Consider the following 17,376-nt stretch of genomic DNA (forward strand, 5'->3'; position numbering starts at 1 on the left):
GTGGAACCCACCTCCTTTGGACTCAGCGGCCACGGTCGTTCCGTGGCAGGAGGGTCGTGATGCGTAAGCAACAGTGTCTCCGAGTAAAACAGCCGCCACTGACAACACCCTCCGTCGAGGAGGGGCTGACTGTGCTGGCCTGGGCAGACACCGGTGCAGACCGTACAGAGTACCCGTAGACAGGCTTCCGGTTGAAATCCGGTGGTCAGGAGACGCAATCTGTACACATCGGGTGTGAGCGGCGCCACGACGCGCCGCCTTTCGGCCAGGAGGTACTCCATGGCACAAGCAATGCGATCCCGCTCCCGCTCTGCCGTCTCCCTCTTCGCGACGGACGGCAGGCCCCACCCCCTCCAGGACACTCTGGTGGCCGTGACGGTGGTGCTCGGCGCCCTCGCGTTCGTGACGGCGATGTTCCACAGTCTGCATCTGGTCAGCTCGTGGGCCGGGCTCGTCGGAATCCTCACAGGCGGGTACGGGCTGTACATCTCCGCGACCACGCGGGAGAGGTTCCCGCTGTTCATCGGCATGGGCGCTGCCGGCCTCGGGTTCTTCCTCGGTATGGCCCACGGCGGACTCTTCGGCGGCGTGATCAGCTGACCGCGGCGCAGCAACGTCCCGGCAGCCTGCGGGGCGGCCCCGTCCACGGACGGGGCCGCCCCGTCCGCCGTACCGGGACCGCACGGGCAGGACGGGGCCAGACCGCGCGCTTCCCGGTCACAGTAGGCTTCGGCGCGAGAGCCGGAGCCCCTGACCGATGGGGACACACCTGCCGAGGAGCGCCCCGCATGAGCCTGACCCTGAGGACCATCAGCCGAGAGCAGCATCTGGCGTACATCCAGAGTCTGCCCGCGGCCAGTCACATGCAGGTCCCGGCATGGGCGGATGTGAAGGCCGAGTGGCGCTCGGAGAGCCTGGGCTGGTTCGACAAGGGCGGGCAGCTCGTCGGCGCCGGTCTGGTGCTCTACCGGCAGCTGCCCAAGATCAAGCGATACCTCGCGTATCTGCCCGAGGGCCCGGTCATCAACTGGTACGCCCCCAACCTGAACGACTGGCTGCAGCCGATGCTGGCGCATCTCAAGCAGCAGGGTGCGTTCTCAGTGAAGATGGGCCCGCCCGTCGTGATCCGACGCTGGGACGCCACCGCCATCAAGGCCGGCATCCAGGACCCGGACGTGAAGCGTCTGCGCGATGTCGAGGCCACCCACATCGAGCCTCGCGCCTTCGAGGTCGCGGACCGGCTGCGGAAGATGGGCTGGCAGCAGGGCGAGGACGGCGGCGCCGGATTCGGTGACGTACAGCCCCGCTACATCTTCCAGGTGCCGCTGGCCAACCGCTCCCTCGAGGACGTCCACAAGGGCTTCAACCAGCTCTGGCGGCGCAACATCAAGAAGGCCGAGAAGGCCGGTGTCGAGGTCGTCCAGGGCAGCTACGCGGAGCTCGCCGAGTGGCAGCGGCTGTACGAGATCACGGCGGAGCGCGACCACTTCCGACCGCGTCCGCTCGGCTACTTCCAGCGCATGTGGACGGCCCTCAACAACGAGGACCCCAACCGGATGCGGCTGTATTTCGCCCGTCACGAGGGCGAGAACGTCGCGGCCGCGACCATGCTGATCGTGGGCGGGCACGTCTGGTACTCCTACGGCGCCTCGGCCAACCACAAGCGCGAGGTCCGCCCCTCGAACGCGATGCAGTGGCGGATGCTGCGCGACGCGTACGCGATGGGCGCCACCGTCTACGACCTGCGCGGTATCTCCGACTCGCTGGACGAGACCGATCACCTCTTCGGTCTGATCCAGTTCAAGGTGGGCACCGGCGGCCAGGCCGCGGAGTACCTCGGTGAGTGGGACTTCCCGCTCAACAAGCTGCTGCACAAGGCGCTCGACATCTACATGTCACGCCGCTGATCCGCCGCTTATCCGCCGTGCAAGGCTGACGAAACCGGCTTCATTCGTTTCAATGGGCTCTTCCGGAAGCTGTTCCGGAAGCTCCGCACTCCTCTGACACCACCGCAGCCACCAGAAAGGTTCCGGACCGGCCATGGCGCTCTCCCTGTACGTCGACACCGCGCGCTGGCGGGCGCACCAGAAATCCGTGCTCGACCAGTTCCCCGGCCTCGTACCGGTCTGCAAGGGCAACGGGTACGGCTTCGGCCACGAGCGGCTGGCCGACGAGGCGATCCGCTTCGGCTCCGACATCCTCGCGGTCGGCACCACCTACGAAGCGGCCCGCATCAAGGACTGGTTCAGCGGTGATCTGCTGGTGCTCACACCGTTCCGGCGGGGCGAGGAGCCGGTGCCGCTGCCCGACCGGGTCATCCGCTCCGTCTCGTCCGTGGACGGCGTGCACGCCCTGGTGGGCGCCCGTGTCGTCATCGAGTGCATGAGCTCGATGAAGCGCCACGGCGTCAAGGAGGAGGAGCTCGGGCAGCTGCACGCCGCCATCGAGGACGTACGCCTCGAGGGATTCGCCCTGCACCTGCCGCTGGACCGCACCGACGGCTCGGACGCGGTCGAAGAGGTCATCGCCTGGATGGACCGCCTCCGGGCGGCCCGGCTGCCGCTGCACACGATGTTCGTGAGCCATCTGCGTGCCGAGGAACTGGGCCGGCTGCAGCAGCAGTTCCCGCAGACCCGTTTCCGCGCCCGTATCGGTACCCGGCTGTGGCTCGGCGACCACGAGGCGACGGAGTACCGGGGCGCGGTGCTCGACGTCACGCGCGTCGTCAAGGGCGACCGGTTCGGCTACCGGCAGCAGAAGGCCGCCTCCGACGGCTGGCTGGTCGTCGTCGCGGGCGGCACGTCGCACGGCGTGGGTCTGGAGGCCCCGAAGGCCCTGCACGGTGTGATGCCGCGCGCCAAGGGCGTCGCCCGGGCCGGGCTGGCCACCGTCAACCGCAATCTGTCGCCGTTCGTCTGGGCCGGCAAGCAGCGCTGGTTCGCCGAGCCCCCGCACATGCAGGTGTCGATCCTGTTCGTGCCCTCGGACGCCGAGGAGCCGCGGGTGGGCGACGAACTGGTGGCCCATCTGCGTCACACGACCACGCAGTTCGACCGGCTCGTCGACCGCTGAGGCCCCGGGCGCCGGTCGCTCAGTCGGCGGCCGGCGTGCCCGCAGCGCCCCACTCCACCCGCGGTCCCGCCTCGGCCAGCGCGGCATGGCGCGGCCGGTGGGCGGCCGCCTGACCCAGTACGAAAACGTCCTCGGCCCCGTCGAGCACTCCGCCCGACGGGTCGTCCGAACCGTCACGCCGCACCACGTCGCGCTCCGGCATCAGGATGTCCCGTACGACCACGGCGCAGAGGTAGAGCGTGCCCAGCAGGTGCAGGACGATCGCCAGTTGATAGCCCTCCGTGGGCAGTCCCTGGTGCTTGTCGCCGCTCGTCGTGTAGGCGAGGTACATCCAGATCCCCAGGAAGTACATGACCTCGCATGCCTGCCAGATCAGGAAGTCCCGCCAGCGCGGCCTGGCCAGCACGGCGAGGGGGATCAGCCACAACACGTACTGCGGTGAATAGACCTTGTTGACGAGGATGAACACCGCGACGACGAGGAAGGCCAGCTGGGCGAACCTCGGCCTGCGCGGTGCGGTCAGCGTCAGCGCCCCGATCGCTGCGCACAGGGCGACCGTCGCCAGCGTGGAGACGGTGTTGACCGTGGAGACCTCGATGGATTCGCCGGTGCGTTGCGTGATGACCAGCCAGAAGGAACCGAAGTCGATCGAGCGCTCCTGGCTGAAGGTGTAGAACTTCTTCCAGCCCTCGGGCGCGAACACCATCACCGGCAGGTTGACCAACAGCCAGGAGCCAGCGGCGCCGAGCGTCGCCACCGCGAACTCCCGCCACTTTCCCGCCCGCCAGCACAGCACGAAGACCGGGCCCAGCAGGAACACGGGATAGAGCTTGGCGGCCGTGGCCAGCCCGATCAGGATGCCGAAGGCCAGGGGGCGGCTCCGGGACCACATGAGCATCGCCGCGGCCGTCAGGGCGACCGCCAGCAGGTCCCAGTTGATCGTGGCCGTGAGGGCGAACGCGGGCGCCAGCGCCACCAGCAGGCCGTCCCAGGGCCGGCGCCGGTGCGTGCGTGCGACACACACGGCGATGACGGCCGTGCAGATCATCAGCATGCCCGCGTTGACGAGCCAGTAGGCCTGTTCCTGCTCCTGGATGGAGCCGCCCGGGGTCAGCCATGCGGCGATCTGCATGAACACACCGGTGAGAACCGGGTACTCCAGGAACTGCATGTCGCCGGGCAGCCGGTCGAAGTACGGCACCAGGCCCTCGGCGAAGCCGCGTCCCGCGTACAGATGCGGGATGTCGGAGTAGCAGGCGTGGGTGTACTGGGAGCCGGCGCCTCTGAACCATGCCCAGTTGTAGCAGGGCAGTTTCTGCACCATGCCGAGCGCGAACATCCCGATCGCCACCAGCGCTACGGCACCCACGGGCGTGAGCGCGGTGCTGCCCAGCCGCGCCCAGCGGCCCGACCTCCCGCCGATCAGCTCGCTGCCGGCCACGGCGACCTCGTCCTGGTGCGTGGGCCGTACGACGGACCGTTCCTGGTGCACGTTCGTGTCCTCTGCGCTTGGCATGCCGCACATCCTGCCGTACCGGCGTGTGGAAACGATGAGGGCCGCCGCACCCTGTGGTGCCGCGGCCCTCGCCATACTGCTCGGCTCACCTCTGTCCGCTCCGGGGAGCGGGATGAGCTGTCTGCCGGGCGCTACCCGCCCAGTCCACCGAAGGCGTTGCCGTTCCCGTTCCCGTTGCCACCGGTGTCGGGTGAGGGGCTGACGCCTCCGTCCGTCGCACCATCCGTGGTTCCGGTAGTGGTCCCGGCGTCCGTGCCGCTCGTGGTGCCGTCGGTCGTCCCCGTGTCGGCGCCTCCGTCGGTCCAGCCGGTGGAATTGCCGCCGTTGTCGTTCTGGCAGTTCACGTCCCACGTGCTGCAGGTCTCGCTCGGTTCGGGCGTCGGAACCTCAGGCGTGGTCGGCGACGGTGAGACGGTCTCCGACTCGGTGGGCGTCGGCGTCGGCGTCGGCGTCGGGGTCGGGGTGGGGCTCTTCGCGCCGCCGCCGTAGACCGTGTCACCGATCGGCTCCGGCTCCGGGAAGGAGACCTTGTCCTGGCCCTCCATCGCCTCGGCCATGTAGTCGTGCCAGATCTGGGCGGGGAACGAGGCACCGTGGATCTTCTTCTCGCCACCGGTGCCGTACATCTTCTCGAAGCCACGATCCTTGTGGCTGTCGTCGTCGTCCATCCGGTACATGCTGATCGCGGTCGACAACTGCGGGGTGTAGCCCACGAACCAGGCGGACTTGTTTCCGTCCGTCGTACCCGTCTTGCCCGCGACGTCCCGTCCGGGAAGCCTGGCCGGCGTACCGGTTCCCTTCTCGACGACGTTCTTGAGGACGTCCGTCACATTGTCGGCGATGACGTTGTCGAAGGCGCTCTTGGCGACCGTCTTGTGCCGGTAGGCCACCTCGCCGCGCTTCTTCACCTCGGTCACCGAGAAGGGCTCTCGCTGCTGGCCACTGGCCGCGAACGTGGCGTACGCGCCCGCCATGCTGGTCGTACTGGGCGAGGAGGTGCCGATGGAGAACGACGGGACGTGCGCGTCCGCCATGTACCTGTCGTCCTTCAGCCCGGCCGCCATGGCCGCTGCCTTCACCTTGTCGGTACCGACGTCCATGCCCAGCTGCACGTAGGGCGAGTTGGCCGACACCCGCATAGCCTCGCGAAGGGTGATGTTGCCCTTCGACTCATTGCCGTCGTTGGTCTGGAGCCACTCCTCGCCCTTCTCGTTGGTCCAGATCTCGCCGTTGTACTTCTTGATCTTCAGCTTGTTGTCGCCGTTGTAGATGCTCTTCGGCGAGACCTTCGTACGCTCCGACTCGCCCTGTTCCATGCCCCCGGAAGGATCCCGCTTGCCGTACTCCATCGCGGCAGCCAGCACGAACGGCTTGAAGGTGGAGCCGACCGCGGCACCGGTGGGATCGGCGTTGCTGGTGTAGTGCTTCGTCGCGTCCTCGCCGCCGTAGATGGCCTCGATGGCGCCGGTCTTCGGATCGACCGAGGAGCCGCCGAACTGGACGTGGGTGTCCGTCTTCGGGCGCTTCTTCGGGTCGATCTTCTCGTCGTAGACCCTCTTGACCGCCTTGCTGAGCTGGGCGACCTTCTTCTCGTCGAAGGTCGTGTGGATCTCGTAGCCGCCCTGGTTCAGCTTCTCGCGGGTGATGTCCTTGTCGTTCTCGACGATGTAGGCATTGGCCGTGTTGACGAGATAGCCGATCTGGCCGCCCAGCTGGGCGTTCTTCTTCGGCTTGTCGGGCATCGGGAACTTCCTGTACTTGTCCCGCTCCGACTGCTCCATCCGGCCGTCCTTCACCTCCTCGTCGAGGATCCAGGTCCAGCGCTTCTCGGCCCGGTCCCTGTTCTTCTCCGCGGTCGCCTCGACGGAGTCGATCTCCGGGGCACCCGCGGGGTCGTAGTAGCTGGCCCCCTTGAGCAGAGTGGCCAGGAAGGCGCACTGGCTCGGGTTCAGGTCCTTGGCGTCCTTGCCGTAGTACGTACGCGCCGCCGCCTGGATCCCCGAAGCACCTCGTCCGTAGTACGAGACGTTGAGGTACCCGGCCATGATTTCCTTCTTGTCCATCTCGCTGCCGACCTTCAGCGTGATGAAGAGTTCCTGGAACTTACGGCTCAGGCTCTGTTCCTGCGACAGCTGCGCGTTCTTCACGTACTGCTGGGTGATCGTCGAGCCGCCCTGGGTCTGGCCGCCCTTGGCCATGTTGAACACTGCCCGGGCGATACCCATCGGGTCGATGCCGTGATCGGTGTCGAAGGTCTTGTTCTCGGCGGAGATGACGGCGTTGCGCATCGCTTCCGGAATCTGGGCGTAGTCGATGATCTGACGGTTGATCTCACCGCCGGTGGCCACCATCTGCGAGCCGTCTTTCCAGAAGTAGACGTTGTTCTCCGCCTTCGCGGCCGCCTGGACCTGGGGCTTGGCGACCATCGCGTACGCGAGGCCTGCGAGTCCCATCAGAAGGCCGAGGAAGCCGATGCAGAGGCTGGAGACGAGCTTCCACGACGGCATCCAGCGCCGCAGGCCCTGCCTGCCGGCGCGTGGGTAGTCGATGAAGCGCTTCTTGGCCGGGCGCTGGCTGCCGCGCCCACGGCCGCGGCCGGGGCCCTCCTGGCCGCCGTCCCCGCCTCCGCGACGCCGGCCACCGCCGCCGTCGGAACCACCGCGGCCACCGCCGCCCCGCTGGGCGGCCCGTCTGGCCGCGGCACGCCCGCCGTACGGACTCTCCTCGACGTTGGCGTCAGAAGGTGATTCGGAAGTTACTCCGCGTGACGGCGCTGCGCGTCGTCCGGGGGACTGCTGGGCGGCTCGTCTGGCCGCGGCACGCCCGCCACCTTGCGGTTGCGGCATCTTGCGACGGTGCTCGCTCATCGAACGACTACTCCTCGGGCAGGCGAGAGCGCCTGGAAGCGGCAGTTGAGATCCGGTCCCCCGAATTACGGACCAGCCCTGCGAGAGGCTCATCCGCAGTGCATCCGGCTAGTCCGCGAAGACTGACGCGCTCGGACGTCACACGGTTCCCGGTGGTCTGCATGCCGCACAGACTACGCACGGTCAAAACCCTCCTGAGGCCGAACTTCACCCCAAATTACGCAAGTCGGTTGCTACGAATTGGTGATGTGACGCCGCTCACTAAGGCACCCCTTGTCGCAGCCCGAAGTCCGATCTATCGTGCTGATGTATCGAGTCGATACATCAGCTCGGTACATCGACTCGGCACATCGGCTCTGCACAGGGCCACGCGAGAGCACTCGGAGAAGGAGGAGGCGAGGTTGAGCAGACGCTCAGGCATCCTCGAATTCGCCGTCCTCGGACTGCTCCGCGAGTCCCCGATGCACGGCTACGAGCTGCGCAAGCGCCTCAACACCTCGTTGGGGATCTTCCGTGCCTTCAGCTACGGAACCCTCTACCCCTGCCTCAAGACTCTGGTCGCCACCGGCTGGTTGATCGAGGAGCCGGGAAATGTTCCGGCAGACCTTCCGCCCGGCGCCGGCCGCGCGGTCGCACCCGCCTCTTCACTGGCAGGGCGGCGCGCCAAGATCGTCTACCGGCTGACGGCAGAAGGTAAGGAGCACTTCGAGGAACTGCTCTCGCACACCGGCCCCGACTCCTGGGAGGACGAGCACTTCGCTGCTCGTTTCGCCTTCTTCGGGCAGACGGAGCACGGCGTGCGAATGCGGGTGCTGGAAGGCCGTCGCAGCCGGCTGGAGGAGCGCCTCGAGAAGATGAGCGCCTCTCTGGCCCGCACCCGCGAGCGCCTCGACGACTACACACTTGAGCTGCAGCGACACGGCATGGAGTCCGTGGAGCGCGAAGTGCGCTGGCTGAACGAGCTCATCGAGAGCGAGCGGTCGGGACGGGATCATCGACGATCCTCGCCCGAGGGCTCAGCTCAGCAGGACACCGCAGGAGAGCCGGACGGCCTGCCCCGGCGGGGTAACAACCCGCCGGATCCGTCCGGCGACACCGCCAAGTGAGTTCCCCGCAGATCCGCGGGGCCCTCATCAGGAACATCCATTACACACAGGGAGCAACCGGAATGGGTTCGGTTCGCGTAGCCATCGTCGGCGTGGGCAACTGCGCCGCCTCGCTGGTCCAGGGCGTCGAGTTCTACAAGGACGCCGATCCGGCCGGCAAGGTGCCCGGTCTGATGCACGTCCAGTTCGGCGAGTACCACGTGCGGGACGTCGAGTTCGTCGCCGCCTTCGACGTCGACGCGAAGAAGGTCGGCCTCGACCTCTCGGACGCCATCGGCGCCAGCGAGAACAACACCATCAAGCTCTGCGACGTGCCGAACACCGGCCTCACCGTCCAGCGCGGCCACACCCACGACGGCCTGGGCAAGTACTACCGCGAGACCATCGAGGAGTCGACCGAGGCCCCGGTCGACATCGTCCAGATCCTCAAGGACCGCAAGGTCGACGTGCTGGTCTGCTACCTGCCCGTCGGTTCCGAGGTCGCTGCGAAGTTCTACGCGCAGTGCGCAATCGATGCCAAGGTCGCGTTCGTCAACGCTCTCCCGGTCTTCATCGCCGGCACCAAGGAGTGGGCGGACAAGTTCACCGAGGCCGGTGTCCCGATCGTCGGCGACGACATCAAGTCGCAGGTCGGCGCCACCATCACGCACCGCGTGATGGCGAAGCTGTTCGAGGACCGGGGCGTCGTCCTGGACCGCACGATGCAGCTGAACGTCGGCGGCAACATGGACTTCAAGAACATGCTCGAGCGTGAGCGCCTGGAGTCCAAGAAGATCTCGAAGACGCAGGCCGTCACCTCGCAGATCCGTGACCGCGAGCTTGGTGCGGACAACGTCCACATCGGCCCGTCGGACTACGTGGCCTGGCTGGACGACCGCAAGTGGGCGTACGTGCGCCTCGAGGGCCGCGCCTTCGGTGACGTTCCGCTGAACCTGGAGTACAAGCTCGAGGTCTGGGACTCCCCGAACTCGGCCGGTGTCATCATCGACGCCGTCCGCGCTGCGAAGATCGCCAAGGACCGCGGCATCGGCGGCCCGATCCTCTCCGCGTCCTCGTACTTCATGAAGTCCCCGCCGGTCCAGTACTTCGACGACGAGGCCCGCGAGAACGTCGAGAAGTTCATCCGCGGCGAGGTCTCCAACTGACCCACCGGAAACGGTGTGTCGGCGCGGCGTGGTGAGGAGCGGCAACGCTTCCTGACTCCCGCACCGTTGAGGGTCCCCGGGCAATCCGCCCGGGGACCCTCAACGTATGTGACCCTTGCTTCCATGCCCGTCGTGCGTGACCTGCGCATACTCCTGCGCCTTCGGAACTTCCGCCGTCTGCTGGCCGTGCGGATCCTGTCCCAGGCAGCCGACGGCGTCTATCAGGTGGCCCTCGCGGCGCATGTCGTCTTCTCCCCGGAGAACCAGGCGTCCGCCGGTGCGATCGCCTCCGCCATGGCGGTACTCCTGCTGCCCTACTCGCTCATCGGCCCATTCGCCGGCGTGCTGCTGGACCGCTGGCCGCGCAGGCAAGTCTTCCTCTACGGCAACCTGCTGCGCGCCGCGCTCGCCTGCTGCACCGCGCTTCTGATCCTCGGCTCCGCCCCCGACTGGCTCTTCTACGCCTCGGCGCTCTGCGTCACGGCGGTCAACCGATTCGTCCTGGCCGGCCTCTCCGCCGCGCTGCCGCGCGTTGTGGACCGGGATCTGCTGGTGATGGCCAACTCGTTGTCGCCGACTGCGGGTACCCTCGCCGCCACCGCGGGCGGCGGTCTCGCCTTCGCTGTGCGGCTACTGCTCGCCGACTCGGATGCCGCGGTAGTACTCCTGGGCGCAGGGCTCTACCTCGCCTCGGCGCTGGCGTCCCTGAGCCTTGCTTCGGGCCTGCTGGGACCAGACAGAAGCGGGAGCCACCTTCGCCTGCGGACGGCTCTCGCCACCACCGCACGCGGACTCGCCCACGGACTGCGCCATCTCGCAGAGCGCCGGAACGCCGCCCGGGCGCTGGCCGCCATGACGGTGCTCCGCTTCTGCTACGGGGCACTGACGGTCATGGTCCTGATGCTGTGCCGGTACGCGTGGGCCGACAACGACTCCGACGGGCTTGCCCTGCTGGGCCTGGCGGTCGGGGTGTCCGGCGCAGGCTTCTTCACGGCTGCCGTACTGACCCCTTGGGCTGCGGGACGACTGGGCAGGTTTCGCTGGATGGCGGTGTGCGCTGTGGCCGCCGCCGTCCTGGAGCCGGCGCTTGGCCTCTGGTTCAGGCCCGTGCCAATGCTCGTCGCGGCGTTCATCCTCGGCCTTGCCACTCAGGGGGCGAAGATCGCGACGGACACGGTGGTGCAGACGGCCGTGGACGACTCGTTCCGCGGCAGGATCTTTTCGCTCTACGACGTGTTGTTCAACGTGGCCTTCGTGGGCGCTGCCGGGGCCTCCGCGCTACTCCTGCCTGCTGATGGAAGATCGGCAACAGTGGTGATCGGAGTGGCGGCGTTGTACGCCCTGACGGCCGCGATGTTGTTCCGGTGGAGCAGGGACGACTGACGGCGCTGTTTCACGTGAAACAGCGCCGTCGGCGTATCTGCTGCGGGGCATGTTTCACGTGAAACATGCCCTGCAGCCCTCCGGGCGGAGCAGGCCTTCGCGACCTCAGCTCTGCGCTTCCCACCACTTCTTGAGCTCGGCCACGGCCGCGTCATGCTCCATCGGCCCGTTCTCCAGACGCAGTTCAAGCAGGAACGCATACGCCTTGCCGATGACCGGCCCCGGTCCAACGCTCAGAATCTCCATGATCTCGTTCCCGTCCAGGTCCGGCCGGATCGAGTCCAGCTCCTCCTGGTCCTGCAACTGGGCAATGCGCTCCTCCAGCCCGTCGTAGGTCCGCGAGAGGGCGCTGGCCTTGCGCTTGTTCCGCGTGGTGCAGTCCGAGCGGGTCAGCTTGTGGAGCCGCTCCAGCAGGGGCCCCGCATCACGCACATAGCGACGCACCGCTGAGTCGGTCCACTCCCCGTCGCCGTATCCGTGGAAGCGCAGATGCAGTTCCACCAGTTTCGCGACGTCCTTGACCATGTCGTTGGAGTACTTGAGCTCGGTCATTCGCTTCTTGACCATCTTGGCGCCCACCACCTCGTGGTGATGGAACGAGACCCGTCCGTCGTTCTCGAAGCGGCGGGTCCTCGGCTTGCCGATGTCATGGAGAAGGGCAGCGAGGCGCAGAACGAGGTCCGGTCCGTCCTCCTCCAGGCCGATCGCCTGCTCCAGGACGGTCAGGGAGTGCTCGTACACATCCTTGTGACGGTGATGCTCGTCACTTTCCAGCCGGAGCGCGGGGAGCTCGGGCAGGACCTGATCGGCCAGTCCCGTGTCGACGAGGAGCGCCAGCCCCTTACGTGGATGCGACGAGAGCAGGAGTTTGTTGAGCTCCTCCCTCACCCTCTCGGCGGAGACGATCTCGATCCGGCCCGCCATCTCTGTCATCGCGGCGACGACGTCGGGAGCAACCTCGAAGTCCAGCTGTGCGGCAAAACGCGCCGCACGCAACATGCGCAGAGGGTCGTCGGAGAAGGAATCCTCAGGCGTTCCAGGGGTACGCAACACCCGATCCGCCAGGTCCGCGAGGCCGCCGTGCGGGTCGACGAACTCCTTCTGCGGCAGCGCGACCGCCATCGCGTTCACCGTGAAATCACGGCGGACAAGGTCTTCCTCGATGGAGTCGCCGTAGGAAACTTCGGGCTTCCGCGAGGTCCTGTCGTACGCCTCGGACCGGTATGTGGTGACTTCGATCTGGTAACCGTCCTTCTGGGCACCCACCGTGCCGAAGGCGATCCCGACCTCCCACACCGAGTCCGCCCAGGGCCTGACGATCTTCAGGACGTCCTCGGGACGTGCGTCGGTCGTGAAGTCCAGGTCGTTCCCCAGCCGGCCGAGGAGCGCGTCCCGGACCGAGCCGCCGACCAGGGCGAGACTGAATCCGGCATCCTGGAATCGGCGGGCGAGATCGTCGGCGACCGGGGACACCCGCAACAGTTCGCTGACTGCGCGGAGCTGCACCTGGGTCAGGGCGCTGGAGTTGTCTTCATTGGCGTTCGGCACAACAGAAAAGGGTACGTGCCCGGACCGGTCCGGGCGTCATGGTTTCCGTTCGCCCTGCGAGACTCTCCCGTCCGTGTGATGCACTCCCTGGCACGTGGCCGCGGCGCAGATCGTTACCATGCGGGGACGCAGCAACGGACAACGATGACAGCAGCTGACGACGACGAGGGACGGGTACGCGTGGCCGAGGCGGCAGACAACCAGGGGATGAGTCCCTCTCCTGCCCGCCGGTGGCTGCGGCGCACAGCCGCCGTGCTCGCCGGGGCCCCGTTCGTCGCCGCTCTGCTGGCCGGGGTGGCCGCCCCGCAGGCACAAGCCGGCGGGACGAGCAAGGCGCCAACGGGATCCAGCACCGTCTCGGTTTCCCTGGACACGCTGACGCCGAGCGCCCCTGTGAAGGGGGACACGCTCACCGTCTCAGGCACCCTGGTCAACAAGGGCAAGGAACCCGTCACCGATGCGCAGGTCGATCTGCGTGTCGGTCCGCAGCTCTACGGCAGGACCTCGATCGACGCGGCCGCTCAGCGCACCGGCTACGTCCCGGGGACGGATCCTTATCCGCTCGGGGGCAAGTACACGGTCAAGATCGCCAAGCTCGCTTCGGGTATCAGCCAGGACTTCACCCTGTCCGTGCCCGTCAGCAAGCTGGAGCTCGGCGACGAGGGGGTCTACCAACTGGGCGTCTCGTTGTCCGGCCGGACGGCTAGCGCTCAGTACGACCACGTGCTCGGCATCAAGCGGACGTTCCTGCCCTGGCAGGACAAGGACAGTGACTCCAAGACCTCGATCAGCTACCTCTGGCCGCTGATCGCGTCGGCGCATCTCACCGCGGAGACCGGCTCCGACGAGCAACAGACCCCGGTGTTCGCCGATGACGACCTGGCCGCCGAGATCGCACCGGGCGGCCGGCTCGAACGGATGGTGTCGCTCGGCAGCCAGCTCCCCGTGACCTGGGTCATCGATCCGGATCTGCTTTCCAGTGTCGACGCCATGACCAAGAGCTATCGCGTCAAGTCGGGTGACACGACGGTCGCCGGTACGAACCAGTCCGTGGCCAAGAAGTGGCTCAGTTCACTGGAAGCGGCAGTGTCCGACGGCAAGGTAGTCGCTCTGCCCTTCGGAGACCCTGATCTGGCTTCCATCGCGCACCGCGGCAAGACCGTGTCAGGCACGCTCAGCCACCTCCAGACGGCCAGCGAGGTCGCGGGGATGACCGTGGAGACCATCCTTCACCTGAAGCCGTCGACCGACTTCGCCTGGCCCGTCGACGGGGCGATCGACCCGTCCATCGTGGATGTCGCCACCTCGGCCGGTGCCCACAACGTGATCGCCCGCAGCGACAGCCTCCAGGAGACCGCCGGCCTGTCGTACACGCCGACCGCTGCCCGTCCCATCGGTGGCGGCACGACCGCGGTGGTCTCCGACGCCCGGCTCTCCACCGCCTTCAAGGGCGATATGTCGAAGGCCGGGAACTCCACACTCGCCGTGCAGAAATTCCTCGCCCTCACCCTCGCCCTGTCCGAACAGGACACGGACAAGGACCGAAGCATCGTCGTGGCGCCCCAGCGCATGCCCACGATCGCCCAGGCCCAGACGATGGCCCGTGCCGTTCACGCCCTCGACGACGACCGGTGGACGCAGTCCCAGACCCTGATCCAGGCAGCAGCGGCGAAGCCCGACGCGGAGGCGACCACCACGGTCCCCCCGACGTCCCAGTACCCGAAGAAGCTGCGCAGCCAGGAGCTGCCCACCCAGGCCTTCCAGGACATCAAGTCCACCCAGGCCTCCCTCGACGACTTCCAGGTCATCCTCACCCAGCCCGAGCGGGTGGTGACCCCCTTCGGCAACGCGATCAACCGGTCCATGTCGACGTCGTGGCGAGGCAAGCCCCTGGAGGCCCAGCAGTACCGGGACTCGGTGCGCACCTACCTCCAGGGCCTCATCAACGAGGTCCAGCTCATCTCGAAGTCGGATGTCACCCTGTCCGGCCGCAGCGCCACGATTCCCGTGACAGTGCAGAACAGGCTGCTCCAGGACGTCGATCACCTGGTGCTCAGGCTGAAGTCGGAGAACGCGACACGCCTTGAGCTGAACGACGGCGGCGCCGTCGCGGAGCAGCCGATCCAGATCGGCGCCGGCCACAGCCAGTCCGTGAAGTTCGACGCCGCGGCCAACATCAACGGTCAGGTACAGATGACCGCGCAGCTCTACACGGAGGACGGCAGGCCGTACGGCGCGGAGATGGCGTTCACCGTGAAGGTGTCCGAGCTCACCCCGACCGTGCTGCTCGTGATCGCCGGCGGGCTTCTGCTCCTGGTTCTCGCCGGCATCCGGATGTATGCACATCGCAAGCGTGCCAACGCGGGCGGCGCGGCGGGCGGCGACGGCAGTGAACCCGAGCAGCCGAGTGACCCGACACCGGACACCGGTCCCGAAAGCACGAAGCCGCCGGGCACGGGTGAGAAAGTGGACCGTTGAGCGATGTCTGTCGTGGCCGGTCGGCCGGGGACGATGAGGTGGGGTTTCGATGAACGCGCCGTACGACGGTGACCGCGGTCAGGGTACGGGCGGAGCTGGGTCTTCCGGCGGGCCGCCTGTGCCGCCCGGGCCGGAGCAGATGCCCCCGCCTCCCGACCCCTACCTGCAGGCGGCCTACGACTACGACCCGTACCGGTCCCAGGATCTCTCCGCCCAGGACCCCGTGAGCGAGGCGCTGTACGACCGCGCCGCGCACCCGCCGCCGCCCCCCGGCTACTACCAGCAGCCGCAGCCGCTCTACCAGCAGCCGCCGGCCGCCCAGTACGCACCCGACCCCCGGATCTGGGCGCAGACCCCGCCCCCCGAGCCGGACGGCCCGTCGCGCCACCTGCCGTACGGGGACGACGCCGCGACCACTCAGTTCGTGGGCGTGGACGATCTCGTCACCCAGGCGTCGACGAACCGCGAGGAGCCGGACGCGTTCGCCCATCTCTTCCGGGATCAGGAGGGTCCGGCCGGGTCCCCCGCCCCGGACCGGCCCGAGCCGGCCCCCGTTCCCGCCCCCCAGCCGCCGAAGTCCGGCGGCGGCCGGGCGTCCGGTCTGCTGAAGTCCAGCGCCGTCATGGCCGCCGGCACCCTCGTCTCACGGCTCACCGGTTTCGTGCGCAGCCTGGTGATCACCGCCGCGCTCGGTGCCGCTCTTCTCGGCGACAGCTTCACCATCGCGTACACGCTGCCGACGATGATCTACATCCTCACCGTGGGCGGCGGCCTCAACTCGGTCTTCGTCCCCCAGCTCGTCCGTTCGATGAAGGACGACGAGGACGGCGGCGAGGCCTACGCGAACCGGCTGCTGACCCTCGTGATGGTCGCCCTCGGGCTGATCGTCGCCCTCGCGGTCTTCGCCGCGCCCTTCCTCATCCGGCTGATGTCGTCGACGATCGCCAACGACGCCGACGCCAACAACGTGGCCACCACCTTCGCCCGGTACTGCCTGCCCACCATCTTCTTCATGGGTGTGCACGTCGTCATGGGCCAGATCCTCAACGCCCGCGGAAAGTTCGGCGCGATGATGTGGACCCCGGTCCTCAACAACATCGTCATGATCTTCACGTTCGGCCTGTTCATCTGGGTCTACGGCACGTCGCACGAGTCCCACATGGGCGTCGCGACGATCCCGCCGGAAGGCGTCCGGCTGCTGGGCATCGGCACTCTGCTGGGCCTTGTCGTCCAGGCCCTGGCCATGATCCCGTATCTGCGCGAGGCCGGATTCCGGTTCCGTCCGCGCTTCGACTGGAAGGGCCACGGTCTCGGCAAGACAGTCAAGCTGGCCAAGTGGACAGTGTTGTTCGTCTTCGCCAACCAGGCCGGTGTGCTGGTCGTCACCCAGCTCGCGACCTCCGCCGGCAAGGCTTCCGGCCAGAACGGGGCGGGCTTCCTCGCCTACTCCAACGCGCAGCTGATCTGGGGCATGCCGCAGGCGATCATCACCGTCTCGGTCATGGCTGCCCTGCTACCCCGCATCTCCCGTGCCGCCCATGACAACGACCCGGGCGCGGTTCGCGACGACATCTCGCAGGGCCTGCGTAACTCGGCAGTGGCCATCGTGCCGGTCGCCTTCGCGTTCCTCGCCCTGGGCGTACCGATGTGCACCCTGCTCTACGCCTCCAGCGGCCCCGAGGCCGCCCGCTCCATGGGCTTCATCCTGATGGCCTTCGGCCTCGGCCTGATCCCCTACTCCGTCCAGTACGTGGTACTGCGAGGGTTCTACGCATACGAGGACACCCGCACGCCCTTCTACAACACCGTCATCGTCGCCCTCGTCAACGCGGCTGCCTCGGCCATCTGCTACGTGGTGCTGCCTGCCCAGTGGGCCGTGGTCGGCATGGCCGCCTCGTACGGACTCGCCTACGCAGTAGGAGTCGGTATCGCCTGGAGGCGGCTGCGCAACCGGCTGGGCGGCGATCTGGACGGCGCCCACGTGCTGCGCACCTACGCCCGCCTGTGCCTCGCTGCAATCCCTGCAGCAGTGGTCGGAGGCGGTGTGGGATTCGCTGTTCTCCAGGGGCTGGGCGACGGCGCCGGAGGCTCTCTCATCGCGTTGGTCTGCGGTGGGGTCGTGCTGCTGGGAGTCTTCTTCGTCGCGGCGAAGCGCATGCGGATCGAAGAGATCAACGGCATGGTCGGCATGATCCGGGGACGGCTCGGCCGCTGAGGATCATCGGCGCGCACAACCATCGCCGGTCTCCGCGTGTCGTGCA

11 protein-coding genes are annotated in these 17,376 nt (G+C 67.6%); 8 read left to right on the top strand and 3 right to left on the bottom strand.

Annotated features, from left to right (window positions below):
* The first annotated feature begins 279 nt into the window (after positions 1–279).
* The 3 genes from ACIOEW_RS14665 to ACIOEW_RS14675 all read left to right on the top strand — a co-directional run bounded on the left by ACIOEW_RS14665 (position 280) and on the right by ACIOEW_RS14675 (position 3,072).
* Complete coding sequence (locus ACIOEW_RS14665; RefSeq protein WP_362540058.1) at positions 280–600, top strand: hypothetical protein; 321 nt, start codon at positions 280–282, stop codon at positions 598–600.
* Positions 601–788: 188 nt separating this feature from the next.
* Positions 789–1,907, top strand: coding sequence for a peptidoglycan bridge formation glycyltransferase FemA/FemB family protein (locus ACIOEW_RS14670; RefSeq protein ID WP_350988355.1), 1,119 nt, complete (start codon positions 789–791; stop codon positions 1,905–1,907).
* Positions 1,908–2,040: 133 nt separating this feature from the next.
* A complete protein-coding gene (locus ACIOEW_RS14675; RefSeq protein WP_136330867.1) occupies positions 2,041–3,072 on the top strand; it encodes an alanine racemase in 1,032 nt (343 codons plus the stop codon).
* A gap of 19 nt (positions 3,073–3,091) precedes the next feature.
* Here the strand turns inward: ACIOEW_RS14675 and ACIOEW_RS14680 are convergent, their stop codons facing one another.
* The gene (locus ACIOEW_RS14680; RefSeq protein ID WP_401964085.1) at positions 3,092–4,588 is read right to left on the bottom strand and encodes a glycosyltransferase family 87 protein; all 1,497 of its coding nucleotides are present in this window, start codon (positions 4,586–4,588) and stop codon (positions 3,092–3,094) included.
* A 131-nt stretch (positions 4,589–4,719) separates the two neighbouring features.
* Complete coding sequence (locus ACIOEW_RS14685; RefSeq protein WP_401964087.1) at positions 4,720–7,455, bottom strand: transglycosylase domain-containing protein; 2,736 nt, start codon at positions 7,453–7,455, stop codon at positions 4,720–4,722.
* 401 nt (positions 7,456–7,856) lie between these two features.
* On the opposite strand from ACIOEW_RS14685, the gene ACIOEW_RS14690 reads away from it, so the two are divergent.
* The 3 genes from ACIOEW_RS14690 (at position 7,857) to ACIOEW_RS14700 (ending at position 11,089) form a co-directional block, all read left to right on the top strand.
* Positions 7,857–8,561, top strand: coding sequence for a PadR family transcriptional regulator (locus tag ACIOEW_RS14690; RefSeq protein WP_362540047.1), 705 nt, complete (start codon positions 7,857–7,859; stop codon positions 8,559–8,561).
* 62 nt (positions 8,562–8,623) lie between these two features.
* On the top strand, positions 8,624–9,706 hold the full coding sequence (locus ACIOEW_RS14695; protein WP_362540044.1) for an inositol-3-phosphate synthase: 1,083 nt from the start codon (positions 8,624–8,626) through the stop codon (positions 9,704–9,706).
* A gap of 123 nt (positions 9,707–9,829) precedes the next feature.
* A complete protein-coding gene (locus ACIOEW_RS14700; protein WP_401964089.1) occupies positions 9,830–11,089 on the top strand; it encodes an MFS transporter in 1,260 nt (419 codons plus the stop codon).
* 105 nt (positions 11,090–11,194) lie between these two features.
* Here the strand turns inward: ACIOEW_RS14700 and ACIOEW_RS14705 are convergent, their stop codons facing one another.
* A complete protein-coding gene (locus ACIOEW_RS14705; RefSeq protein ID WP_401964091.1) occupies positions 11,195–12,637 on the bottom strand; it encodes a CCA tRNA nucleotidyltransferase in 1,443 nt (480 codons plus the stop codon).
* Between the two features lie 180 nt (positions 12,638–12,817).
* Between ACIOEW_RS14705 and ACIOEW_RS14710 the strand changes: the two genes are divergently transcribed.
* Entirely contained in the window at positions 12,818–15,115 is a 2,298-nt protein-coding gene (locus tag ACIOEW_RS14710; RefSeq protein WP_401964447.1) for a DUF6049 family protein, read from the top strand.
* 49 nt (positions 15,116–15,164) lie between these two features.
* A complete protein-coding gene (gene murJ, locus ACIOEW_RS14715; RefSeq protein WP_362540032.1) occupies positions 15,165–17,330 on the top strand; it encodes a murein biosynthesis integral membrane protein MurJ in 2,166 nt (721 codons plus the stop codon).
* Positions 17,331–17,376: the final 46 nt, after the last annotated feature.

The organism is Streptomyces sp. NPDC087901 (genome assembly GCF_044742205.1).
Lineage (GTDB): Bacteria > Actinomycetota > Actinomycetes > Streptomycetales > Streptomycetaceae > Streptomyces.

Coding starts and splice junctions, on each gene's coding strand:
- ACIOEW_RS14680 (WP_401964085.1), bottom strand. CDS start 4,588: ATGCCAAGCGCAGAGGACACGAACGTGCACCAGGAACGGTCCGTCGTA.
- ACIOEW_RS14675 (WP_136330867.1), top strand. CDS start 2,041: ATGGCGCTCTCCCTGTACGTCGACACCGCGCGCTGGCGGGCGCACCAG.
- ACIOEW_RS14670 (WP_350988355.1), top strand. CDS start 789: ATGAGCCTGACCCTGAGGACCATCAGCCGAGAGCAGCATCTGGCGTAC.
- ACIOEW_RS14695 (WP_362540044.1), top strand. CDS start 8,624: ATGGGTTCGGTTCGCGTAGCCATCGTCGGCGTGGGCAACTGCGCCGCC.
- ACIOEW_RS14665 (WP_362540058.1), top strand. CDS start 280: ATGGCACAAGCAATGCGATCCCGCTCCCGCTCTGCCGTCTCCCTCTTC.
- ACIOEW_RS14685 (WP_401964087.1), bottom strand. CDS start 7,455: ATGAGCGAGCACCGTCGCAAGATGCCGCAACCGCAAGGTGGCGGGCGT.
- ACIOEW_RS14700 (WP_401964089.1), top strand. CDS start 9,830: ATGCCCGTCGTGCGTGACCTGCGCATACTCCTGCGCCTTCGGAACTTC.
- murJ (WP_362540032.1), top strand. CDS start 15,165: ATGAACGCGCCGTACGACGGTGACCGCGGTCAGGGTACGGGCGGAGCT.